This window comes from Methylomonas sp. MS20 (assembly GCF_050275925.1).
GTDB classification, from domain to species: Bacteria; Pseudomonadota; Gammaproteobacteria; order Methylococcales; family Methylomonadaceae; genus Methylomonas; species Methylomonas koyamae_A.
In genome coordinates this window covers 1,954,019-1,978,439 of record NZ_CP189962.1, presented here as the reverse complement: position 1 = coordinate 1,978,439, position 24,421 = coordinate 1,954,019, and the positions used below count along the sequence as shown (strand labels likewise).

Below are 24,421 nucleotides of genomic sequence, written 5' to 3'. Positions count from 1 at the left end.
ATGTTTCAAATAAAGTCATAGCCTTTCTTCTTGCCGTGGGCCGACGGGATATTTTCAAGTATCTGCCGACATTCGAATTGCCAATAGCCCAAGCCTATATTCTTCCGGCCATTCAAAATAATTGGAAAATTCTCGCTCCCCATGTACATCCGTAACAAGTCGCCATCCTTGAGCATGAAAGAATCCATGATAATAAAGCTTTTTTCGCCTTCTTGGTCCTTTGTACCATAAATCAGGGCTTTTTTGCGTTCGGTGTCGGGTTCGGCATCCAGCGCGTGATAAGCCACCGGAAACGCTTGATGGGCAATCACGACCAACTCGAACACCACTTTGCTGTCTTGCTTGGGCAGCAGAATCTTGCAGACCACGCCCAAGGCCCGCAGATGCGGCAAGCTATCGGTTTTTCTAAAACTGACCAAACTGCCGATCGACAACAAGCCTTCCTGCTGCAATACGCAGGACAACGCCCGCTCGGATTCGCTGTGTGCCGGAATTTCCGGTGTCGCTTCATAGCCGGCGGCAATCCGGCCGGTATCCAGTAAATCGTGCGTCGCGTCCAGGCCAATGACTACGTAACGATCCAGCCGATCGGCGAAATACACGGTCCCTTGCGGTTCCCTGCCCTGCCAGCGCTGTATCAGATACTCGAACAGTTCCGGCGACAATTTGTTATGGCTGCCTGGATCGATGTCCAGCGAACTGAATCTGGCTTCGTCCTTGCCGCAGTATTTATCGGTCAACTTGTAGATCTTAGCCAATTTGGTCAGATCCAAATACAATAGGGCCGCCTCGCCGCGTCGGTCCGCCGTCTTGGCGGCCGGCTGAAAGGCCGGGGCAAGGTCTTCGTCGATCGAAATCAGACATTGCACGGCTTGTCCGGCAACCGGTTTGGCTTCTATGTTTACCAAATCGCTAATCTTATCGATGAACTCGTAAACCAGTTGGAATTCCTTCTGCATCAGGCCGGACGGGTAGGCCAGACTGAGCAGCAAAATCTGCTTGTAACTGTCGGCGACCGAGGAATGCTTGGTAAACAGGCCGCGCTGGTCGGCGACCTTGGTATCGTCTTTGCCCAACTTCACCGCCAGTTTGTACAGCGAATGCAGATCTATCCAAATCCAGTCCGGAATCGGGTAACTCATCATGTACTGGCTGACGACGATGCGGCTCAAGCCCTTGATGGTCCGCTGTATCGCCAAGGCCACGGTCTTGCCCTGCAGCCAGCCGACATCGCGCCGGGTCAGGTCCCTGACCACGCTCCAATAACCGATCGTAAACTGGCGCTCGACGACGCACACCAGCCCGAAAATTTTTTTCTCGATATCGCCTTTCGGAAAGCCGAATTTGATCAGACGCGACCGCAAATAATCGTCGATCAGAAAAAAACTGTCCCTGAGCTGCTCCAACGCTTGCAAGCGCTTGGCAGCCGGCATTTCCACCGAAATCAATTCGGACAGCAATTCCTGAAACAAACGAGCGGCCAGACCCGGATTGGCGGCGGGCAACTCGGCGATCCATTGTTGCAGGGCGGTTTCCGAGAAAGTCGCCAGCAAGCGGGGATCGTTTTTTTGTTCGGGTATGACCAGAAAAAAAGAGTTCTTCACGCAAAGTCCAAATTCAATACAACGGCGCTTCCAACCGTTGTCCGGCGAAACTCCGGCCGCCCGCGGTTGCTGACGGCCGCGCCGGCGGCACCAATCAGTACCATTCCAGGCGGGCCGATCGCGGCGAGCGCGAAGCCGACCGGGCGCGACATGGGTTCATTAGAACAAACCTTCGTCGTCTAGCATTAAGTTCTGTAACGCGCCGATTTCCCTTCTCAGTTGTTTACGGGCCAGCAGCTTCTGTTGCACGGCGTCCGGCAACTCGGTAAATATCACCAATTGTTTGGCCACCAAAACATCCACCAGATCGTCGATAACCCTAACCATATCGACATCGGTTTCGGTCAGCGCGCGCTTGGCCCGCATGCCCGCGTCGCGGTAAAACGCGGCCAGTTCGGGATCGTCATCCGCCAGCCAATCGCCAGCGGCCCCGGTATCGTCGAGGCGCCGGATCGCCCCGGCGGCGTCTCGGGTGACGAACGGCATGTGCCGGTAAAAACGGCCTAGCGCGGCGAAATCGTCAGCGCGCCCAGCGTGACGCCGATGTCGATGCCTCGCCCCTTGCCGGATAAGGCCAGCGAAATTTCGCCGCGCGTCAAGACTTGCGCGTCCACGGATTTAGTAGCGCCGGCGTGCCCTTCCAAGGCCACGAAGTTGCCGTAGATCTCATTGAGATTTTTGACTTCCGAAAATACCCCGGTGCCTTCGATTTCCGATTTGCCTATCGTGAAGCCGATGCTCTTGGACGCCAAGGCGACTTGGGCGCGCTGGCCGTTGCTGCAACTGATATTGCCGATACCGTCGTATTGTTTGTAGACCAGCGACCAGCCGCTCAATTTGTAGGTCATCGTGCAAGAGGTCAGCGGTCCCGCCGCGGCCGAGGCCGATAGCGCCGCGCATGCGATGCCAAGCACTAGCGGTAAATAGTTGAACGTTCCGATTTTCATTGTTTTCTCCACGTGTTAAACCCCAATTTCCAGCCGGCCAGCCGCCGTCGAGTCAGCCGATTATAGTACAAAGCCGTTTCGCGCTCGGTCAGGGCAAGGCCCCCAACGACAACACCGAGTTCAGGCCGTCGGCGGTTTCCGCTTGACTCAATTCCGGCGCCAAGATGTAAACCCGCCCTCGTTCGACCTTGCCCTGCATGGTGACGTATTGGGCGATGTGATTGGCCCGGTCCACCGCCAACTCGGTCAAGCGCTGCGGATCGGGATGAAAGATACCTTCCAGGCGCTGTTGAGCGACGCTGTAAAAATCTACATTCGGATCGCTTTTCAAGCGTGGCTTGCCGAACAGGCCGCGATCCAATTCCTCGGGAAACACTTCGCCGAAAAACTTGGCCAGCAGACGCCGGTATTCGTCGTCCGACAACTCGAGATACTCATGGCGGATTTTCTGGCCCTGATCGCGCAACTCGCCGGATTTCATTTTTTTCAGAACATCCTTGACCGCATCGTAACGCATCGCCGGCCAATCCTGGGTTTCATAAGCCTTGCCCTTGATTTCCAGCGTCAATTCCGGTTTGGTGGTCAAGGCCTGCCCAAGTTGATCGAGTTTGGCGGACTCCTCGGCCGCCAATTTGGCGCTACCCGGACCGAACTTTACGACACTGTAATCCTTATCCTCGCCGAGCAGTGCCCCAAACATCTTGAACGGCGAAGCCACCGCCTTGGCAATCAGATTGACCAATACGTCGCTAACTAGTGCCCCAAGGCTGAATTTCGGATCTTCCAGACTGCCGGAAATCGGGAAATCCAGATTGATCCGACCGTCGGCGTCTTTCAGTAAAGCAATGGCCAGATGTAAGGGTAGCGACATCGCTTTCGGATTCTCGACGTGGTCGCCCAGCGCCAACTGATCGATGAACAATTTGTTCTGGACCTCCAATTGGCCCTTGCTGATTTTGTACTGCAAATCCAGCGCCATCTGGCCTTTTTCGATTTTATAGCCGGCGAATTCGGCCATGTAAGGCGTAATCAGCGGCAAGGGCATGTGGGTAAACTTCAGGCCGACATCGGTATTGCCGGTTTGGAATTGGTATTTGCCCTTGATATCGACCGACGCCAGATCGTAAACCTTGCCTTGCAAATCCAGTTGCGCGTAGGCGTCTTTCTCGGTCGAAAAACCGCTGACTTCGCCATTCAGGTGTTTCATTTCCGCGACGAAAGGCAAGATCAGCGAATAATCGGCGAAATCGGAGCGACCGTTTTTCATCTCGATTTTGCCGATGACCAATTTCGGTTCCGGGGATTTCACGTCCGGCTTGGTCGGTGCTTCCGCCACTTTTGACCCGTTTTGCTGAGCCGGCGACTTGACGACGCTAAGTTCGTCAACATTGGTCGTACCGTCTTTCTTGATGTTGAAGCGAAAATAGGGCCGTTCGAACACCACCCGGTCGATTTTAAAATCCTGCTGGTTCAGATCGATGTCGATGCCGGCTAGGGTCAGGTCCGACCACTTCAAGAAATCCTTATTCTTGATTTGATCGCGGGTTACCAGATTGTCGATGTTGGCGTTACCGGTAAAGGTAAGTTGAAATTGATCAGTGGTTGTCAGTTGCAGATTGCCATCCAGATTGACGGCGCCATCCACCAGTTCCAGATTCAAATAGGGATCGAGATAAGCCTGAAACGGCTTGATCAGCAAGTTATCGAGCGTTACCTGCCACGCGGCACCGAAGGGTTGCAAAACGGTATCGCCGGCCAGTTTCAAGGACGCCTTTTGGTTAATACGGGTAGCGAAGGTCAACGGTAACTTGCCTGGATTGGCGCTATCGAAACCGCGCACCGCCAAGGCCAGTTCGGTCAACTCCAGCGTCACCGGCTTGGTCAGACTGTAATCGGTGAACTCGATGCGGTGATTGCTTAATGCCACGTCGTCGACCTTAACTCGCCAAGGTTTGGCGGGCTCCGCGGGCGTCGGCGGAGCGGCGGCCAGATTGGACGCGTTGGCGCTTGATTGGCCGGGCTCGGCAAACAAGGCTTGGTAGTTCACCACGCCATCGGCTTGCAGCCAAACTTGGATCGCCGCATCGTCGGCGGCGACTTTAGCGATGGTCAACTGCCGGTCCTGCAGATCGACGGCCACGCCGCTAAGCGTCAACGACGGCAAGTCCAGTAACGAGCGATGCTGGGCCGGCTCGCTGATCGCCCACTTTTTAAGGTCGATAACTCCGTTGTTTAGCGCCAAATTGACACCGCCGTCGTGCTGGCTCAGATGATAATCGGCGGTGACCGACAACTGGCCGGCGTCGATCGTAACCGGCAGCACGTCCTTCGGCGCCAATTTCAGCAATTTCGGGACGACGATACCCTCCAGCCTTAGGCTGCCGGTCGAGACCAACGGCATCAACGTCAATTGTCCTTGCCAATTCAGCGTACCGCCGGACGCCAAGCCCACCGCCAAACGCCCGCTAGCGCCATTCTTTCCGTTGACGGTACCCAACTCGGCGACTTCCAACTGCAGCGGCATCAGCGTTTCGGCGGCATCCTCGCCCGCCAACGCGTCGCGCCAACGGATTTCGCCGGCATCGATCGCCAGCCGGTGAATCAACAGTGGCGGCGGCGAGTCTTCTTTAGCGGGCTCGGACGAAGGGTCCGGCTCGGCTTCGGCAGGCCGCAGATCGGCCAAATTCAAGCGGCCGTCGGCGCGGCGCTCCAGGTTGATGGTCGGCTTGCCGAATTCGATCGCCGTTACCGCCAAACCGCGCATGCCTAGCGACTCCATCGCCTGAATATCCAGAACCAGACTCTCCAAACCGAGTAAATCCTTGCCGTCGGCACCCGTCAAACGTATCCCCCGCAACTCGGCCCGCCATTCGAAAGGATCGAAGGCCACCGTCTCGATGCCGAACTGAGCGCCGATGGCCTGGTGAACGATTTCGGGCAAGCGGGTTCTCGCCCAATAGGGCAAAACATAGTATCCGGCCGCCGCATACAAACCGACCAAGCCGACCAGCGTGCCGCCTATCCAATACCCGGTGGAGAGTTTCAGGACCATGGCACCCCCGTGTTAATGCAGTCGATTCAGAAATTCGGCGTCGATGCGACAGCCGCCGAGATCGGGATAATCGGCCAGATTCTGTTCGAAATCGCGAAACGACGGATGCTGAAACGCCAAACGCACGATGCGGCCCTGAGCCAGTTCGAATTCGAGCGCGCCGCCTTTGTCGCGAGGACTGCCCGGCTTGGTGGCGAACAACAGAATGCCGATATGGGCCAGCGGCTGACCTTGTTCCTGGGCCGGCCTAGCGCAACTGTAACTATCGACGTTCAGACCGGCGAACACCCCGGCCAATTGCGCGGCACTAACGACCACGCCTTCGTCGGGAATCGGCGGTAGTTGCAGCAAGGTTTCCAGGCCGAAATTACTCAAATGGTTTTGCAGCAATACGCTACCGTTGCCGGCCTTTTCGGTATTCAATAGCGGATACAGTTGACGGGCCACTTCATCCTTATCCGGGCTTTTCAGGGCCGCCAGCAATTGTCGGCCCGCCGACTGCACCGGATTCAAGATGCCTTCCTTCTTTTGCCTGGAACTGGCCAGCGCATCCCAGTCCTGCTCGGTATTGACCGCCAGACGCATGCTCTTCATGACCCAATAATCTTCCGGCGCCAAACAGCCGGAAAAGTTGGTGGAACGGTATTGCTCCAACAATTTGGGTCGGATTTCATCGGTCATCGCCCGCTGCATCGAGATATTGAAATTCTTCCAATCCGGCGATTTATTCAGAAAGTAGTAGAGCAAGGCGTTGCGGTCGAATTTATTGAACCCCAAGTCCTTCATGACCAGTTTCAGCCGCCGGCACTGAGTCTCGACATCGCTGTAATCCCGCCAATCCGGTTGCAGATTCGGCCGATCGGCGGCATCGATTTGAGCCAGCAATTGCTGGAGACGCTGTTCGCCGTTGGCGGTTTGTATCGGCGCCCGCCACAGTTCTTCCAGAGACAGGTCGTGAGCGTCCGGCGTCGCGTCGCCAACGGTTTTCAGCAGCAGGGACGACACCAATTCCGGATAAATCCGCAATTCGCCCAGCATCTTGGTTTCCGACGACCAAATGTTCCAACCGCCTTCGAGCACTTCGTAAACCGGCAAGCGGGTTTGGTTGAGACCTGCGCTGTCGGCGTTAAGTACGACGCCGGCCGGCAGCGTGTGGGTCTCGGAACTGAGCTTGCCGGCCGGCGTCGGCGCTTTCGCGACCACCGGCGGATTGCTTTCCACCCAATTGCCGGCCAACTTCCCCATCACCGCCATGCCGGTACCGACGCCGGTCAACGCAAACAAACCGCTGGCGGTATTCAGATCCTCGACCAGCTGCGACAGATTAGACTCGTGGCTGTTACTGGTCAGAAAGCGGTATTCAATCTGGGTGTCCTTGGCCGAATCCAAGCGTAACCACGGCGTCAAATTGGCCTTTTTGGTCTCCAGTTTGAAATTGCACCGCCCGGTCGTCGCCTGATAAAGAAATCCGCTGGCTTCGCGCTGCAGCTTCAAGGCGTCGTTATGCACCGCGAACACGACGGCGGCCGACAAATCGCCGTTTTCGTAATGACCGCCCATTTCATTGCAACCGCCTTTCAATGCGCTGTCGCCCTTGAACTCGAACTCAGACAGCCACTGCACGTAGTAATCGTCGCCGGAAACCGTCGTTTGCCCTCGCAACGGCTTGACGGCTACCGATTCGGTTTTCGGATAATCCACCGCCAATTGCCGAGTGGTGGCGCAACCGACCAGCAATCCACTGGCCAGCACCGCTTGCGCGATTATGAAAAAACAGCGTTGCGACATTCAAAAACCTTTTGGAATCTTGCGTGGGTGAAAGCGTACCGGAAAATTAAACGCCGGTTCTTAGGCCGGACTTAAGGTCCGGCCGCCGTTTGACAAACACCGGCTTATTCCGGCGCGCGCACAACGCTGGAATAATAAAGTCTTGCGGGAAGTGTGGCTATCGTTTTGTTGAACGAGGTCCGGTCAGGCAGAACCCTCTTTGAAACGATGAATTTGCCGGCGTTGCTTTTTGTTGGGTTTGAAGGGACGCTCCGAGACTGGGAACGCGGCTTGCTGCTGTTTGTGCAATTCCACCAATTGTTGCCGTTTGGCGGCGCTGGCCGCGTCTTCGACATACAATTGGGCCGCCTCTTGGGCCGGACGGCGTTGCCGATTCAAACCGGTGACAAGAATATCCCAAGTATATTGATCCTTGGTGATGCTGATGCGATCGCCAAGCCGAACATCCCGGCTGGGCTTGCAGCGCTGGCCGTTGACGTGCACCTTCCCGCCACTGACCGCGTCGGACGCCAGGCCGCGGGTCTTGAAAAACCGCGCGGCCCATAGCCATTTATCGATACGGAGTTCGTCTTGCTCACTCAACGGGCAAACCGCTCTCCGCCCAAGCCTTGAAACCGCCGGCCATGCTGACGGTCGCCGAGTAGCCCATCTGCTGCAATACTTGAGTCGCCAACGCCGACCTGCCGCCTCCCTGGCAATACACCACGGTCGGGGCTTGTTGCCGACCTTGGAAAGCGGGATGTCCACCAATTTGGAATTCAAGTACGCCACGTGGAATATTGACCGCGCCCGGCAAATGGCCGGCGGCAAATTCGTTGGGCTCGCGGACATCCAGAATCAAATTTGTCGTCAAGCGTTCGCGAGCGGCGGCGACGTCGATCTCCGAAATCTGCTGCTTGGCGGCGGCGACTAAATCTTGCGCGGTAATAGCCATACGGTTCCTCGTTGGGCTGATTAAGTTAGGCTTCCATGTGCTTCTTCAATTCCTTGGGAATAGAGAATACCACTTTTTCCTCTATACCTTTATTCTCGCGGACCAGAGTGTCGGCGCCGCCCCAGGCTTTCAATTGATCGATCACTTCCTGTACCAACACTTCCGGCGCCGACGCGCCGGCTGTGACGCCGACGACATCCACGCCCGACAACCATTCCTGTTTCAGGTCGCGATAGGTATCGATCAAGTGCGCGGATTTGCCGAGCTGTTCGGCGATTTCCCGCAAACGGTTGGAATTCGAACTGTTGGGGGAGCCAACTACCAAAATCAGATCGGAAATTTTCGCCAGATCATGCACCGCATCCTGACGGTTTTGGGTGGCATAGCATATGTCGTCTTTTTTCTGCTCCTTGATCGACGGAAAATGCTCGCGTAGTGCATCGACCATGACCTTGGTGTCGGTCATCGACAGCGTCGTTTGCGTGACGTAGGCCAGGTTGTCCGGATTATTAACTTTGAGGTTTTTGACGTCGTCCGGCGTTTCCACCAGATAGATATTGCCGTGCGCAGTGCATTTCTCGTACTGCCCCATCGTGCCCTCCACTTCCGGGTGGCCGGCGTGACCAATCAGGATCACTTCACGGTCCTGCTTGGCGTGCTTGGCGACCTGCATGTGCACTTTGGTGACCAGCGGACAGGTGGCATCGAACACCGTCAATTGGCGATCCTCGGCTTCACGCTGCACCTGCTTGGAAACCCCGTGCGCGCTGAACACCAGATAAGAGCCGACCGGCACATCGCTCAAATCCTCGATAAACACCGCGCCTTTTTCCTTTAATCCGTCGACCACGGTCCGGTTGTGCACGACCTCATGACGCACATAAATTGGTGCGCCGAAGGTATCGATGGCTTGATCGACGATTTCAATGGCCCGGTCCACGCCGGCACAGAATCCACGAGGGTTTGCGAGTACGATTTGCATATTCTTGAGTTTTTTACTAGGTTAAGACATTGGGATTCTAATCCAATTTTGTCTCGGCGACGATAATTCCATCGCTATCGGCATAGAGGTAATGATCTTTTTTGAAATTGACCCCGGCAAACGTGATCATCACGTCGCGGTCGCCTTGACCATGCTTACGACTACGCATTGGATGGGTATTCAGGGCCATTACGCCGATCGGCAGTTGCGCCAACAGTTCCGCGCCGCGCACGCAACCGTAGACGATGATGCCGCTCCAGCCGTTTTCGATCGCCAGAGCTGCCAAGGTATCACCGAACAAGGCACAACGCTTGCCGCCACCGCCATCGATCACCAACACCTTCTCGCTGCCATCTTCCTCCAATGCGCTACGCACCAAGGAATTGTCCTCGAAAACCTTCAGCGTGGCGATTCGCCCGCAAAACCGTTGGCGCCCGCCGAAATGGCGCAGCATGGGTTCGGCGACCTGGAAATTCTCCGCATCGCCGAAGCGATCGCATAAATCGGCGGTCAGAAATGCCAAATCGGCCTCCAAGTCCATCAAAAATAACGCGCCAACAAGCCGTAGCGACAGTCTTCGCTAGGCAAGGGAATTCGCACTTCGTATCCGCCGCCCAAGGCCTCTTGCATCGGATTGCCGTATTTATCCAGCATCCGATCCACAACGATATCCCGATTGCCGCCAGGCAAAATCATTTCCAACCGATCGCCAACCGCGAATTTGTTTTTGACGCTGACATCGGCCAGACCGGTGTCGGGATCGTAGGCGGTGATTTCGCCGCAAAACTGTTGCTGATGGCTCTTGGAATAACCGGACAGATAGTTCTGATGCTCGTGCGTATGATGACGCTGATAAAAACCATCGGTGTAACCGCGACTGGCTAGATTGTCCAGAACACCCAGCAATTGCGGCTGAAACGGCCGGCCGGCCAGCGCGTCGTCGATCGCCTGACGGTAGGTCTGCGCAGTACGCGCCACGTAAAAATGCGATTTGGTCCGCCCTTCGATTTTCAGGCTATCCACGCCGATCTCCACCAAACGCTGCACGTGTTCGATAGCGCGCAGGTCCTTGGAGTTCATGATATAAGTGCCGTTCTCGTCCTCCATGACCGGCAACAACTCGCCGGGCCGACCTTCTTCCTCGAGAAAATAAATCTGATCGGCCAGCGGATGACGCTCGGCACCACCGCAGCTCGCGCCACTCAATCCGTGACTGAGATCGTTCATCGACAACACCGGCCTGTCCGCCAACACGTAATCGCCTTCGGCGGTTTCGTCGGCCGGCTTGGTGTCGTATTTCCAACGGCAGGAATTGGTACAAGTCCCTTGATTGGGGTCGCGATGGTTGAAATAGCCGGACAACAGGCAACGCCCGGAATAGGCGATGCACAACGCACCGTGCACGAACACCTCCAACTCCATGTCGGGACATTGCTGGCGAATCTCGGCGATCTCGTCCAACGACAATTCCCGCGATAGAATGATCCGCTCTACCCCCATGCGTTGCCAGAATTTGACGCTGGCATAGTTCACGGTATTGGCCTGGACCGACAAGTGCACCGGCACGTCAGGCCACTGTTCGCGGGTCATCATGATCAGGCCTGGATCGGCCATGATCAGCGCGTCCGGCCCCATCGCGATAATCGGTTGCATGTCCTTGACGAAAGTCTTCACCTTGGCGTTATGCGGAATGACGTTCGCCGCCAAATAAAATTTCTTGCCGATCGCATGTGCCTCGGCTATCCCCTTCGCCAGATTGTCCGCTAGGAAATCGTTATTGCGCACCCGCAAGCTGTAACGCGGCTGCCCGGCATAAACCGCGTCGGCGCCGAACGCGAACGCATAACGCATGTTCCGAATCGTACCGGCCGGGGAAAGAAGTTCGACGTGTTTCATTGATGGTCAATTGAGAATAAACGGCCCTCATTCTACCAAAATAACCCAGAGAAATATCGATACAACCGGGCACACAAGAGCCGACCGAACTCACTATGCCGCTACTCAAGCAAACCATCACCCATCCAGGGTTAATTCCGGCTAGCGCGGCAAATCTTCTTTATCTAACTTGAAAACCCGCGGGGTGAAATTTAAATGTCGCGTCGCTTCCGAATGATCGAAAACCAAATCCTGTCCCATGCGCTCCACCATTGAAAAAGTCCAATTGCGATACCGCGGCAAAAGTCGTAGCAGGCGCAGCATACCGCGTAACACCGCTGTTGGCACCTTGATGAAGCGCGGCGTACAATCAATAAACCGGAACAAACGCTCCACCATTTGACAGTAGCTCAAAGTCTCGCCACCTGATAGGTTAAAATCCTTATTTGTCGCTTCGAAAGAAGCTAACGCATTACAACATGCAATCGCGACATCCCTGCAATGTATTGGCTGACGCAACCCTTGGGCATCTCCGAACAATGGAAAAAAACGGAAACGACGAATCAGTCGAATAATCTCACAAACATTCTTATCTCTTCCCAAGCCATAAATTAATGTAGGTCGCAAAATTACCCACTCAATATTATTTTGTTCAGCCCAAAATCGAAGCTTTTGCTCTGAATCAATAAAGCTTTGCGCTAACTGACGATCCCCGAGCGACGACGATTCAGCCTTACTGAAACGGCTAGTGGACGACAACACCACAATGCGCCTCACACCACAACCCATTAACGCATCAAAATAACCAGGAAGAACTGCGATAGGCGCGAGACTAACCCAGTAAGGAATGATGCACTCGCGAGCGTCAGAAAGCTGTGAAATATTTTCCCAGCGCACATTACTATCACAAGCATTAGAAACCCGGCGGGAAAAGGCGAACACGGGAAAACCTAGTTCAACTAACTCATATAACAAAGCCTTACCAACGTGACTCGTCGCCCCCAAAACACCGACAGAAACACTGTTTGCCAAAATTGTCACAGCTTATCCAACATTCGCTTGGCTAAATAATACCCTGCTACCAGAAAAAACCTAAACCATACACCGAATGTAACCAACCACATTAAAATCCCAGGATACTGATGCCGGAAGAATTTTCGGTAAAAACGCAGCATACCTTTGTGCTTATGCCATTCGACAAAAAACGGCCGAGAGCGACTACAAGCACCCTGCTGATGGATTATTTTTGCATCAGGAATAAAAAGTATCTTCCAACCTTTCTGACGAAAGCGCATACACCAATCCAGATCTTCACAATGCAGAAAATAACCTTCATCCCAAAGACCGACATCGTCGATTGCCTCCCGCTTAACCAACATACAAGCACCGGAAATCGCCTCCACTGCAACCGGGGCGCCCGGCAGCAGCTCATCGTGCAAGCAAAAATCATAAAACAGGCGAGGCCAACGATTGGCATACCGGTGCAAACCAAATGCCCTGACAAATGAGCGCCATGGAGTGGGAATCGCTCGCCGCCCACCCGCCTGTTCCGTGCCGTCCCCCGGATTAATCAAAACGCCGCCAGCCATGCCAATGGCACTATCAGCACGCATATGCTCTACTATTCGCGACATAGTACCAGGCAAAAATGAGCAGTCGGGATTTAGAAATAACAAATAATCCGCATCGGTTTTCTCAATGCCCATATTACAGGCTGCGGCAAAACCAAAGTTTTTATTATTCTTAATTATTTGCACACCGGGTAAATGCTGAATGGCCCTCAGGCTATCGTCATGGGAAAAGTTATCAACCACGATAACTTTAGAAACCACCGGGCAGACATGCAAAGACGCTATACAAGTCTGCAATAGGTTACCTGCATTGTAATTGACGACAATCGCGTCAATGGATTCTGTCATTAGTTTATCTTTTACTTAAAAGGTAAAATACGCTTATCCAAGACCCGCCAAATATCGGCTAGCGAGGCAATACGCCTGCTTTGAATAATTTGTCTTTTTTGCCACATCTTAGACACACCTTTCAAAGCATCATATTTTGCACGGAGAATCACTCCCCCTTGTCCGACGATTGAAAAATAAACGACGGATATTAAATTAAGCGCAAGATGGACTGGTAACAACAACCAAAACAACAACCCCGGCATATTTTTAACGAATGTCCAAACCAAATTACGGTGGCCATGATATACACAAAAATCACTGCGTTGTCTTCCGGTGGATGCAGCCCCCACATGGCGCACAACAGCATCCCCTACCAACATCGCCTGATGTCCGGCTAAACGCAATCGAAATCCTAAATCCACATCCTCGACATAACAGAAAAAATCTTCATCGAACCCTCCAACATCGATCAAGGCTTGCCGTCTATATAATGCGGCTGCAGCACAAGGACTAAAAACGGGCTTATTCTCTCGATCCATTGGAGAAATCAATCCACCATGATGATCGCGCCAAACCAACCCGCTAACATGATAACTATCTCCTGCACCGTCAATAACCTCCGCATTATCATCGCACATTTGCAGAGAGGCAAATACAGAAACCTCAGGATAGGAATCGGCCGCAGCTAACAGACGTTCCAGCCAATCTGGATTAGGAAACGCATCCGGGTTAAGTAAAGCAATCCACTCCGAGTCAGGACTGATGATGTTGATAGCTAAATTATTCCCACGAGCAAAACCTAGGTTTTCATTTTGCGGTAATAATTTAACCGTCGAAAAATACTGTACAATGTTAAGTGAAGCGTCGGAACTGGCGTTGTCGACCAAGATAATCTCGTGCGGCATAATTGACTGAACCAGCAATGTCGACAAGCAGCGTTCGAGAAAACGGTCTCCGTTCCAATTGACAATGATTACTGAAACTTTATGGCTCATCTTTTATTGAGGATTAAGCAGTATAGCTTCATTCAGCCATCCAATATCTATACGACATACCCTTTTGGCTCACTTTTTAAGGTCTCTTTACTTGATGAATCAAAGAAAACTCCCCATCGTTTAATAGGTATCCTTCATTAACAAGGGATAACATGGGTATATCGCCGCTACTGTCACCATACGCATACGAATACGAAAATTCTTTGTTCGCCAGCCAATCTCTAATGCGATGCACTTTCTTTTCGCCAAAGCAATTACCGCCATTCAATCTTCCAATTATTCGCTCTGCATCATCAATTTCCAAACTGGAAGTAATCCAGTCATCAAAACCAATTTTACTAGCCCAAGGTGTCAAATAAACGTCGAGTGAGGCACTAACCAAAACACATGTGTGACCTTGATCTTGATGCCAACGTAACCGCTCAACACCTGCCAGACGCAACATGTCCGGCAATCGCTCATTCGCAAAATTCGCACCTAAGCGCTGTAGTGATTTTTGCTCCATGCCTTCAAGGAAATAAGAAAGAACCCGTTCTTTAGCCACATCATTTCTTATCAAATTGATTGCGTAAGCTGCTAACACAGGGCTTAATAACGCCATACGTCCGACAAAGCGGGGGGTACCAGCTACCAATCGCAAAAATGGAAGCAAAGAATCGCGCCGAGTAAGAGTCCCATCGAAATCAAAAAAAGCAACCTTAGCCATCACAAACTCATTTTATTAAACATGCGCGATGGAATATGCCGAATTACCAACATAATGAAGCGCCAAAAACCAGGTAAATATACTTCGCCGCTCCCTTTTTCCATGGCAATAACAATGCCGCGAGCAATGATTTCTGGATTCGACCAGAGAACACCATTTTTATCAAACGAAGCCGTCATTGGAGTATCAACGAAGCCAGGTTTTATAGTCACTACACTAACTCCGACTTTGGTTAGCCGATTGCGCAATCCCTCCATAAAAATAGTGAGTGCTCCTTTAGCTGCGCCATAAACATAGTTACTCTGCCTCCCCCTATCCCCCGCCACTGAACTAATCGCCGCTAAAACCCCGGCCTTTTGGGCTTCCATCTTATTAGCGGCCAAGGTCAAAATAGAAATAGCACTCAATGCATTAGTATTGAATTCTCGCACGGTTAAGTCCGGAGAGACCTCGCACGACTTCTGATCTGAGAGACTACCTTGTGCAACAAGCAGCGCATCTAAACCACCTAATGCTTTTTCTGCGGATAACAATAAACTCTCGTGTCTTGTAAGATCATTCAAATCAGCCTCTTCACCTCCAATAACTTGCCCTGATCCGGCCCGCACACGCAGATCCGCGAGCAATGCATCCAACTTAGCAGAATTACGACCGATGCAATAAAGAGCCCCCCCTCTAACAACAAGTTGCCGTGCAACCTCTTGCGCAATAGCTGAGGTTGCACCAAAAATGACTGTGCGTTGCATAGGAATCATGAATTTACTCTTCTCCAAAAGCTGGATGAAAAACCGGGATCAACAAAAGTACTGAATTTTTCCCAAAGCGGGTAACCAGCGCGAAATAAATCAGAAGGCATACGTGCATCTTTAGCTGGATAGAGCGCTCCACCTGCATCTCGTACAACTGCATCAAGTTCCTGAAATAAGCGATGGGTTGCCTCTCCCAAGTTTGGAAAGTCTAACGCTAGCGTCGCCCCTTCGCGAGGAAATGACAACATACCAGCAGAAGGTTTAGAGCCAAATGTCTTCAAAACAGCCAAGAACGATCCTTGCCCGCTCGCTCCAATTCGACGCAGAAGCTTCGATATCCCATCTCTGCTACTTTCTAGTGGAAGCACGCATTGATATTGAAAAAAACCTCTACGTCCATAAACACGATTCCAGTCCAACAATCCATCTAATGGATAGAAATAGGGTACAAAGTGATCTAAAGTTATCCCTGATTTGATAGGCTGATGGTAATAAAAGGCATTGAAGGCACGTAGACTCAACGAATTAACCAAAGACAGCGGAGGAGTTAAAGGCATGTGGCGTGATTTTTCCTTGAAACAAGGTAATTCAGCCTGAGCAGGCGCATGTGCACCACCACTTAAAATTCCTCGCACATTATCCTTAGTACCGGACAAACAATCTATCCATGCTACGGTATAAGGCCAACGCTGTTCAGCTTCTTCATTGATAGCCCAAAACTCACTCAAACTAGAAAAACGACGAGGCTGAACCCACATAAAAGCGTTGGAGATTGGCATCAACTGTAATTCTGCCCATGTTATCAATCCGGTTAGACCAAGCCCTCCAACTGTAGCAGCGAACCATTGCTTATTTTCCTCTTGACCACAAAGCAAACGCTGACCGTCTGATCTAAGTAACTCCAGACTACATACATAATGGCCGAATGTCCCAGCTGAATGATGATTTTTGCCATGCACATCATTGGCAATTGCCCCACCGACCGTAACAAAACGGGTGCCAGGTGTTACTGGAAGAAACCAACCCTGCGGAACTACTAGATCCAGTATTTCTTTGAGCAAAACACCTGACTCACATTGTAAACGCCCAGTTGTCCGGTCGAAAACCATAAAGCGATTAAGCCCGCGAGTCATCAACAAATTACCTGCTTCGTTTAAACAAACATCGCCATAACTTCTACCATTACCATGAGCGAGCAAGCTTCCTTCACAAAATGGCAAGGGAACCGACCTATCATTGACAGAAATGATTTTGCGATGATCAACCCTAGGCCAGCGGTTCCAGGATAATGGAATCATATAACTTTCTCTTCGTGACGGCTCATCACAAGTGCAATTGCACCAAGAATGACGGCAAACCAAAGAGTCGTCAGTCGAATCAAAACGGTAGCGGCCACCGCTTCAGGGAATCCGGCCCCTTTCCAGATCAATAAACCCACCATCACTGTCTCTGTACCACCCAATCCACCTGGCAAAAAACTCAGTGCCCCGGCAAGCATCGCAACTGCGTAGACAAAAATCGCAAAAACTATCGGCACATCAAATCCCAACTGAATTAACATCCAATTAAAAGCTAAAGCTTCCGCCATCCAAGCAACAATACTCAGTAAAGTTGCAGCCATGAGCATTTTCAGTGTATGGCAAGCCCTAGCATCATTCAGCATCCTGGAAAGATGTAAAGCGAATCTCCGAAAATACCCCTCTCCCCTTTTCGCCCAGCATGCTAACCATCTGATAGGTGCAGGCAACAATAAAAAAAGGAATCCAACCATAACCCCGCTAGCTCCAACTACAATAATGCCCTGCATTTGAGGATATAGGCTAAGGCCAAGCAAAGCTAATAATAGGATAGCTACCAGATCAGATAATCGTTCACTTAAAAATGCCGACAAACTGTGGATATAAGGAACTCCCCACCTTTTTAAAAAAACTCCTCGCAATGCCTCACCTGCTTTGCCAGGGGTTGTGGTTAACGCAAAACCGGCGAGATAAATACGCCAACTGACCAGCCAAGGCACTTGGTAACCCAATGAACGCAAATACAACTGCCATCGCAAAAAACGCAAGAAATAGTTAGTGAGAGATAATCCCAACATCAATAATACGCCGACCGCACCAACCTGTAACAATGCAGCCATGACATCATTAAAGCCTGCCCATAAGGAAAACCCCAAATAAGCTAAAGCTGCTATAACAATAGAGATGATAACGGCCCGGTAACGCCAACCAGAAAGTAGTAACTCACTCATATAAGAGCTACAACACAGGTGACAAACCAACCCAAAACGGTAAATAGTAAATGCCGATCCGTTAAAAGATCTTTTGCCGTATCATTGCCTTGTTGGCGATGATGTAACAAAAACAGATAGCGAAAAATACCATAAACCACAAAAGGTACGGTATAAACCAGTTTATCTGAACCGTGTAGGGCTATTGTACTGTCACTTACCGTATACAAGCCATAACTCAAAATCGTACAAGCCGCGCTCACGGCAATATATTGTTCTAGCATGATCGGACTGTAATCATCTAATACGCGCCTGGTAGTCGCTCGACTGTACTCTCCGAAGGATTCTAGCATTAACAACTCCGCTCGCCTCTTAGCAAAGCCTAAAAACAGAGTCAGCATCAAACCGCATAGTAAAAGCCAATGGGACGGAGCAATACCTAATCCCAATGTGCCGCCCAAAATTCGCAACATAAAACCGGTCGAAATAACAAAAACATCCAAGATCACCACATGTTTAAGCCGTAGCGAATAGGCCAAATTTAGAACAAGGTATATGCTTAACATTACCGGCATTAATTTGCCCGCACCAATCCCTAGCAAAATCGACGCTGCGGTCAGTATAGAGAACAGTCCCCATGCGGTTGGCACCGCAATGGTGCCATTGGCAATCGGTCGATAGCGTTTCTTTGGATGCTGACGATCCTCCTCGACATCCAATATATCGTTCAAAACATAAACAGCGCTTGCCATGCAGCAAAAGGCAAAAAAAGCCAGCGCCGCCAAAATCAATGTAGCATTATCCCATTGATGTGAAAATACTACACCGAGCAAGACAAATGAATTCTTGACGTATTGATGAGGTCGCAACAAAAGGATTAGTTGGGTCATCAAATTTAAATTAGCTTTGAGGAGCAAATGCAGCATGATAAATCTTCGACAAGGATGTCCGCAAATACTCCCTTACAGGAACCTCGAAAAATCTCCATATGATAAAAGAAAACATCAAGCACAACAACCAATAAATAAAAACTCTAAATAAATCAGGAACATTATAAAACAACCCAATATTACTCACATAAAATCTAATTAAAACCTGATGGATTAAATAAAGAGAAAATGAAATCTCACCAAAAACCACAAACAACCTATATTTAAGAAAACTAGATATAAGACCCTTTTGCATCGATATTACAGCAATCAAAACGGCGAAAAATTCGCACCAGAACTATGCATCACCCAGGTAACCAGCGGCGTTTCCAGTTTACCACCAAACGCTCCAGCAACACGACTTAAGTATGTCGCCATATATAAAGCCAACAACAAGGCCAACACTTCAAATAAAGTATAAATCACCCATTTATTATTAAATTTGCAAATAATATTTATCCAACGACATTCAATCACAAAACTCGCAGCAGCCATACCTATAATAAATTCCAATATTCTTGTCAATGGACTGATATATATCATGCCATGAGATGTAACATCCAAAAACTTATCAGGCGAAAAAGACGGCAAATCAAACAAGCAAGACACAGACAAAATAATTAAAACAATGCTCATTGATAACAGCAGCTTTCGCAACCATGTACTAGAAAAATTAATAATCAAGTACGGAAACGCAACATAGAAAAAAACCTCTGTTGAAACACTCCAAGACACACCATTGTAAGAAAAATAATATTCTGGTATAGGAATAATTGATTGTAATAAAAAGAGATTTGACATAGTGACAGCAGGAACATTTGCCCCATCCCAAGTCCACTGTTCAGAGGGAATCAACAGTAGAAACAAACATAATGCGAAAATATGCGCAGGCCAAATACGGGCAATTCTAGCAATCCAGAAATCAACCCTAGCAACTGGCTGCAAATCACGATAAACATAAGTTAGAATAAAACCTGAAAGTACGAAAAAAAAAGTAACGCCATAATGCAGCGGCGCTTCTGCGTACAAATTCTTGGTTGTCTCAAAAAATGGTCTTGAATGCAAAAACACGACAGCGGCGGATGCGAAGAACCGCATAGAAGTTAGCGCTTCAAGCCGAACTGGTTTCACAATCATTTTTGCAACCCTTCATTTTTTTCGATCCAATTAGCAAATCGTCTCAAACCATCTGCAAAATTAATGCGAGGGACCCACTCTAACTCGTCTTCCGCACTCTGAATCGACAGAACGCTTTTAGGTACATCAAATGGCCTGCCCGGCAAATAATGGCGATTCGCAGTTCGCCTAGTCACTCGTTCAATTGCATCCAACACTTCATTAAGGCTGTGACCACAACCAGATCCGATATTGAACGTATTTTGACTGGTAGAATGATTCAAAGCCGCCAGCAAAGCATCAATGACGTCGTCAATATGGATGTAATCGCGAATCACCGAACCATCGCCCCAAATTTCCACTGGCTCACCGCGTAAAACTTTACCTAAGAAAACTGCAATTGCACCTTGACTCGCGTGCGTCCGCTGTCGTTCGCCAAATGGGTTGGCGATACGTAATACCGTGTAATCAAGTCCATGCAATTCCTTGAACAATCCAAGATATTTTTCAATCGTCAATTTAGTGATGCCGTAGGAACACATCGGGTTAGTAGAATGCGTTTCCAGAATTGGCAATTGGGTTGGCATCCCATACACCGTGCCACCAGAAGATACAAAAATAATTTTTTTGGTGCCCGACCGAACCAAATGGGATAGTAAGCGTAACGAGCCGACAACATTGCTCTCGACGTCGAATATAGGATCGGCATTGGAAGATTTAGGCAAAGTCGTGGAAATTAGGTGAAAACAAACTTCGCAGCTATCAACAGCTTCGGAGATATCGGCGTCACTGACGAAATCGCCTTCAAACAGTTCAAAATTGGCATCCGAAATCTGTGCTTCTGGAAGAGGTGCTATATGCGGCCTATCGAAACAACGTACAAAGTGACCACGAACCAACAAGGCATCAACCAAATGAGACCCAATAAAACCACGACCACCAAGGACCAGGCAACGCTTAGGATTATTCATGTTATGCCTTAATGAATTGAAAGCAACAGCCAATCGGTATCGGCTCCACCGTTATTATCTACGGCGAACAACAAAAATTGGCCCTCAGCGATTGGAAAATTACGCTGAATCGGTTCACCCACTTTAATAATGTCGTCAACTAGAGGTTTTTCATTCTGCAGGATACGAATATGAACATTACCAGCCCCCCTCTTTATTGCGGCCTCTGGGATATTAGGTGCAATACCGGCACGAATATAAAGCTCTTTTTTCTCGACATCCCTCAAGTAACCACTTGCGTCGAATTGAAAACTTGTTGCTGTCACAGCCCCAGGATGCACAAATAATGTCTCAAGGCCTTGTGGCTTTAAAATACCGAACTGGTCACCGAGTTGAATATTACTCACAAATGGCATCAAATCGCGTGGTGGATCGATATTGCGAACCTTGCCCAAAACATCCTCACGCACGAGCACAACAAAAAAATAATCCATCCCAGCCGAATAAGTCTTATCAAATACCTTTACAACTCTATAATTTTCCCCTTTGGTCGCGGCAAATACTGGATTCATCGGTGTACTGCCGGGATTATTTTGCAATATAAGCACTTCCGGATGATATTTTTTTATTAAATCAGCATCCTCAAACTTTCTATTGAGAAAAGAGCCATCCAATACTTTTCGCTTCGAATAATAAGCTGGATTACCCCACATCGTATATACAACAAAAGTATCCGGTGTATTTTCCGCAACCCAACGCCCAGCCTCAGCTCGATCAAATTCATGATGTGAGGCAAACATCTTGATATTTGTAGTCCCAAATATTTCAGAACGAATAGTTGCGAAAAAGATTAAAATCAAAAACGACACGGCGATGATTTTTGCCCCCCAGGCTCTACCCAAAAAGTAATAACCCCCTATTTTTACTGGCAATCCCAATCCAATTGATGCAGCAACCAAAAGCGTAAAAAGTGCAGGCATCGCATACCAATTATATGGCTCAAAAGGATATTTGATGGTATAGGCTACCAAATGCACAATCAATATACCTCCCAAAAAAACCATAAGTGGCAGTAACTCACGACTTTTACGCCACAGAGTAAACACGGATAACCCTGTCAACCACTTATGAATTCCAACCCAAAACACGAAACCTGCAAACCAAGTCCAGTCGATAATTTTAGGTTGGTTATCTTGATGCAACGACTTAGTTAAAAATGAGTTGGGTACCGGCGCACCAAAATACCACCAGGCAAAGCCATACCAAGCCAGAGCGATAGCGGCAGCAATTATGACAGCGACTTTAGGAAATCTTTTGTCTTGCAGCCAATGAGACAATAACAGCAAGCCACCAACAGGTACCAAGTCCAGTTTATTGACCATCAATAGGCCTGCAGCCAGCCCAACACCCCAAGCAGGTGATTCGTATAACAAAGTCCACAATGCAAACGTCAGTAAAGCCAAAGTAAGCGGAGTTTCCAAGCCGGCACCGGAAAAATACATTATTCCGGTATCCAGTGCGGAAAAAAGCAAGAAAGCCAAACCGACGATGACTCCAAATCGGTGACCCAACATCAACACTGTCGCCGCAAGGCTAACAGATGCGCAGGCTAACCCGGAGGCAACAATAGCCGCCTCCGGTGGCAGCCCTAGCGCCATCGGGATTGCAACAATCAACGGGTACAGAGGGGCAGAGGCGCCCCACACCGGCGCTTCGCCAGAGTTCCATACCCAAAACTGGCCTTTTAGCATGTTTTCTGCGTAACGCAGGAAGAAAGCACCATCATCGGCCACTTCCAATCCTAACCGACTATGCATGGCAAAAAGAAACACCAAAACAATGCCGGAAAACAAGGCGAGTATTTGCAGCGAGGATATACGATTAGTTTGTAAATTCATGATAAAAGGTCATTCTATGATATTCCGTATTAAGTATTCTTGATCCAACCCAAGCCATAACTGGCTTTCAAGAAAAACAGATTGCCCAATCTGGAGCGATTCATAGGGAACGCAATACGTGTTACCATCCATGGCCTCAATCTGTAAGAAAGTTAAATCGCCATCTACTGTTTGAGTAAGGTTAATAATGAACCCCAAATTAATCGCGTCAATCTTCACACCAGAATTTCTTAATCCATCTCGAACGTCAGGCCTAGGCAAAAATTGTGTTGTCTTACCTATTTCTTGATTATTACTGATCAAACCAATTCGCTTTGGTGCATTTGCACCGATGCTTGCCCAACCAACGACATAACCTCCCTGGTTAGCTGGTATATAGGCGTCAAGCTCTTGTTGTCCCACCAGTGGAAATTTAGGCGCATGCTGCTTCTTCTCGTACAGATCAAGCAGTTCATCGACGTAAGTAGCGATGGATTTCGGAGATTGACAATTATCGCTCAAGCTAATCAGCAACGTAGGCTCTTGATACAACCGTTTAAAACAGTCGGCAAGCGCTATACTGTTACTCGGCTCGAATAACAGACCATTCCATCCATCTCTCACCACTTCTGACATTCCCGGAAAATCAGAGGCAATCACCGGACATTTAGCCGCCAAAGCTGAATAGACAACCAGCGGAGTATTCTCGTACCAAACAGACGGCACAACCAAAATATCAATACCCGACAAAACATCAGCTATTTGATTATTCGGAAAAGTTCCACAAAACTCAATAGAATCATTACCCTTTGCAGTTGAATATAAGCCAGCCACATATTCAGGAAACTCCTTGGGGTTGCCATAAATTTTTAAAGACATTCCACAACGTTCTAGCCTTGTGAATGCATCAATCAGAATATGACATCCCTTATGAGGAGCGAGAGTGCCAATATATCCAATTGTGACAGAGCGATCGACAGAATACGAACGATTGAAATCTTCGAATCCTGTAATATTGATACCATAAGCTGATTGCGTAATCAGTTCCGGCTTCACCCCATTGCTTGTCAAAACATCAGCCATTAGTTTTGTTGGAGCAACGATACCTTGAAGAGCATTAAGCCGTTCGATATTAAAGTGTTTTCTGCCACTAAGTGCTGCAATCTCACGACTGAAAGGGAAATTTATATTAAGACCTGATTTTGCAAGGACAGCGATCTTATCTATCATGCCATCGGGCAAATAATGAACAATAGAGGAATAGTGTCTCCAATGTGTAATCATAGCCACATGCTTGATACAATTACCGCCTTGAGATGTGGGGCCTAAGCATGTTTGACCATCTGCAAGTAACAATTGACTGGTGGGACACACCGCCCAAAAATCGGTTGGTGTGTAATAAGCGGAGATGTCTAACTGCCTAATTACATCAACCAACGCTGCACCAAGCCTTGAAAAATGAAAGAAATGGACAATATCTGGCGCTAATTCATTGAGTAGACCTTTAAAATAAGACGCCGCCAATTGATTATTATATTCAATTTCTGACACAACCTGCTGCTGCCCCATTGGCACAAATCCATGATAAAAACGGTATACCTGTATGCCATTAATTTCGTATTTATCAAAACGTCGCGCATCAGTCATCAATTCCCGCGCTGGATAGCCCGTAAATACTGATACTTCGTGACCACGAGCCAATAATTCCCGCGCGACACTATAGGTCAGCACTTCTGTACCGGAAAAATATTCGGGATAAAATTGATGGACCGTAAGAAGAAATTTCAAA

At 49.4% G+C, this 24,421-nt stretch carries 22 protein-coding genes; all 22 read right to left on the bottom strand.

Features of this window, described 5'->3' with window-relative positions; genetic code table 11:
• Nucleotides 1-5: 5 nt before the first annotated feature.
• Nucleotides 6-1,604, bottom strand: a complete 1,599-nt coding sequence (locus tag ACQE3D_RS08555) for a hypothetical protein (RefSeq protein ID WP_071159741.1) — start codon at nt 1,602-1,604, stop codon at nt 6-8.
• Nucleotides 1,605-1,763: 159 nt separating this feature from the next.
• Nucleotides 1,764-2,090, bottom strand: coding sequence for a hypothetical protein (locus ACQE3D_RS08550; RefSeq protein WP_071159743.1), 327 nt, complete (start codon nt 2,088-2,090; stop codon nt 1,764-1,766).
• Nucleotides 2,091-2,107: 17 nt separating this feature from the next.
• On the bottom strand, nt 2,108-2,551 hold the full coding sequence (locus tag ACQE3D_RS08545) for a DUF1134 domain-containing protein (protein WP_064030798.1): 444 nt from the start codon (nt 2,549-2,551) through the stop codon (nt 2,108-2,110).
• A gap of 88 nt (nt 2,552-2,639) precedes the next feature.
• Nucleotides 2,640-5,603, bottom strand: coding sequence for a DUF748 domain-containing protein (locus ACQE3D_RS08540; RefSeq protein WP_427551615.1), 2,964 nt, complete (start codon nt 5,601-5,603; stop codon nt 2,640-2,642).
• Between the two features lie 12 nt (nt 5,604-5,615).
• A complete protein-coding gene (locus ACQE3D_RS08535) occupies nt 5,616-7,391 on the bottom strand; it encodes a hypothetical protein (RefSeq protein WP_064030800.1) in 1,776 nt (591 codons plus the stop codon).
• 183 nt (nt 7,392-7,574) lie between these two features.
• The gene (locus ACQE3D_RS08530) at nt 7,575-7,973 is read right to left on the bottom strand and encodes an RNA-binding S4 domain-containing protein (protein ID WP_064030801.1); all 399 of its coding nucleotides are present in this window, start codon (nt 7,971-7,973) and stop codon (nt 7,575-7,577) included.
• Nucleotides 7,966-8,325: a rhodanese-like domain-containing protein gene (locus ACQE3D_RS08525; protein WP_064030802.1), complete on the bottom strand. Its 360-nt coding sequence runs from the start codon at nt 8,323-8,325 to the stop codon at nt 7,966-7,968. Before ACQE3D_RS08525 ends, ACQE3D_RS08530 begins: the two co-directional genes overlap by 8 nt.
• Nucleotides 8,326-8,350: 25 nt before the next feature.
• On the bottom strand, nt 8,351-9,307 hold the full coding sequence (ispH, locus tag ACQE3D_RS08520) for a 4-hydroxy-3-methylbut-2-enyl diphosphate reductase (RefSeq protein ID WP_427551612.1): 957 nt from the start codon (nt 9,305-9,307) through the stop codon (nt 8,351-8,353).
• 37 nt (nt 9,308-9,344) lie between these two features.
• A complete protein-coding gene (gene rraA / locus ACQE3D_RS08515) occupies nt 9,345-9,830 on the bottom strand; it encodes a ribonuclease E activity regulator RraA (protein ID WP_281022904.1) in 486 nt (161 codons plus the stop codon).
• Nucleotides 9,831-9,847: 17 nt separating this feature from the next.
• A complete protein-coding gene (gene yegQ / locus ACQE3D_RS08510) occupies nt 9,848-11,203 on the bottom strand; it encodes a tRNA 5-hydroxyuridine modification protein YegQ (RefSeq protein WP_313728327.1) in 1,356 nt (451 codons plus the stop codon).
• A 141-nt stretch (nt 11,204-11,344) separates the two neighbouring features.
• Nucleotides 11,345-12,223 (bottom strand): SDR family oxidoreductase, encoded by an 879-nt coding sequence (locus ACQE3D_RS08505; RefSeq protein ID WP_071159753.1) that lies wholly within the window; start codon nt 12,221-12,223, stop codon nt 11,345-11,347.
• Nucleotides 12,220-13,101, bottom strand: a complete 882-nt coding sequence (locus ACQE3D_RS08500; protein ID WP_427551611.1) for a glycosyltransferase family 2 protein — start codon at nt 13,099-13,101, stop codon at nt 12,220-12,222. Before ACQE3D_RS08500 ends, ACQE3D_RS08505 begins: the two co-directional genes overlap by 4 nt.
• Nucleotides 13,102-13,112: 11 nt before the next feature.
• Nucleotides 13,113-14,078 carry a glycosyltransferase family 2 protein gene (locus ACQE3D_RS08495; RefSeq protein WP_071159757.1) on the bottom strand — a complete coding sequence of 322 codons (966 nt, stop codon included), beginning with the start codon at nt 14,076-14,078 and terminating at the stop codon, nt 13,113-13,115.
• A 76-nt stretch (nt 14,079-14,154) separates the two neighbouring features.
• On the bottom strand, nt 14,155-14,784 hold the full coding sequence (locus ACQE3D_RS08490; RefSeq protein WP_071159759.1) for an HAD-IB family hydrolase: 630 nt from the start codon (nt 14,782-14,784) through the stop codon (nt 14,155-14,157).
• The gene (locus ACQE3D_RS08485; protein WP_175463744.1) at nt 14,784-15,539 is read right to left on the bottom strand and encodes an SDR family oxidoreductase; all 756 of its coding nucleotides are present in this window, start codon (nt 15,537-15,539) and stop codon (nt 14,784-14,786) included. Before ACQE3D_RS08485 ends, ACQE3D_RS08490 begins: the two co-directional genes overlap by 1 nt.
• Complete coding sequence (locus tag ACQE3D_RS08480) at nt 15,536-16,831, bottom strand: FAD-binding oxidoreductase (RefSeq protein WP_083386133.1); 1,296 nt, start codon at nt 16,829-16,831, stop codon at nt 15,536-15,538. Before ACQE3D_RS08480 ends, ACQE3D_RS08485 begins: the two co-directional genes overlap by 4 nt.
• Nucleotides 16,828-17,781, bottom strand: a complete 954-nt coding sequence (locus ACQE3D_RS08475) for a lysylphosphatidylglycerol synthase transmembrane domain-containing protein (RefSeq protein ID WP_071159760.1) — start codon at nt 17,779-17,781, stop codon at nt 16,828-16,830. Before ACQE3D_RS08475 ends, ACQE3D_RS08480 begins: the two co-directional genes overlap by 4 nt.
• Nucleotides 17,778-18,686 carry a decaprenyl-phosphate phosphoribosyltransferase gene (locus ACQE3D_RS08470; protein WP_217631701.1) on the bottom strand — a complete coding sequence of 303 codons (909 nt, stop codon included), beginning with the start codon at nt 18,684-18,686 and terminating at the stop codon, nt 17,778-17,780. The genes ACQE3D_RS08475 and ACQE3D_RS08470 overlap by 4 nt, the downstream gene beginning before the upstream one ends.
• A gap of 273 nt (nt 18,687-18,959) precedes the next feature.
• A complete protein-coding gene (locus ACQE3D_RS08465; RefSeq protein ID WP_427551610.1) occupies nt 18,960-19,826 on the bottom strand; it encodes an acyltransferase family protein in 867 nt (288 codons plus the stop codon).
• Entirely contained in the window at nt 19,823-20,776 is a 954-nt protein-coding gene (locus ACQE3D_RS08460) for an NAD-dependent epimerase/dehydratase family protein (protein ID WP_071159764.1), read from the bottom strand. The genes ACQE3D_RS08465 and ACQE3D_RS08460 overlap by 4 nt, the downstream gene beginning before the upstream one ends.
• Before the next feature lie 8 nt (nt 20,777-20,784).
• Nucleotides 20,785-22,653, bottom strand: coding sequence for a hypothetical protein (locus tag ACQE3D_RS08455; RefSeq protein ID WP_071159766.1), 1,869 nt, complete (start codon nt 22,651-22,653; stop codon nt 20,785-20,787).
• Nucleotides 22,654-22,662: 9 nt separating this feature from the next.
• Nucleotides 22,663-24,420 carry a glycosyltransferase family 4 protein gene (locus ACQE3D_RS08450; RefSeq protein ID WP_083386135.1) on the bottom strand — a complete coding sequence of 586 codons (1,758 nt, stop codon included), beginning with the start codon at nt 24,418-24,420 and terminating at the stop codon, nt 22,663-22,665.
• Nucleotide 24,421: the final 1 nt, after the last annotated feature.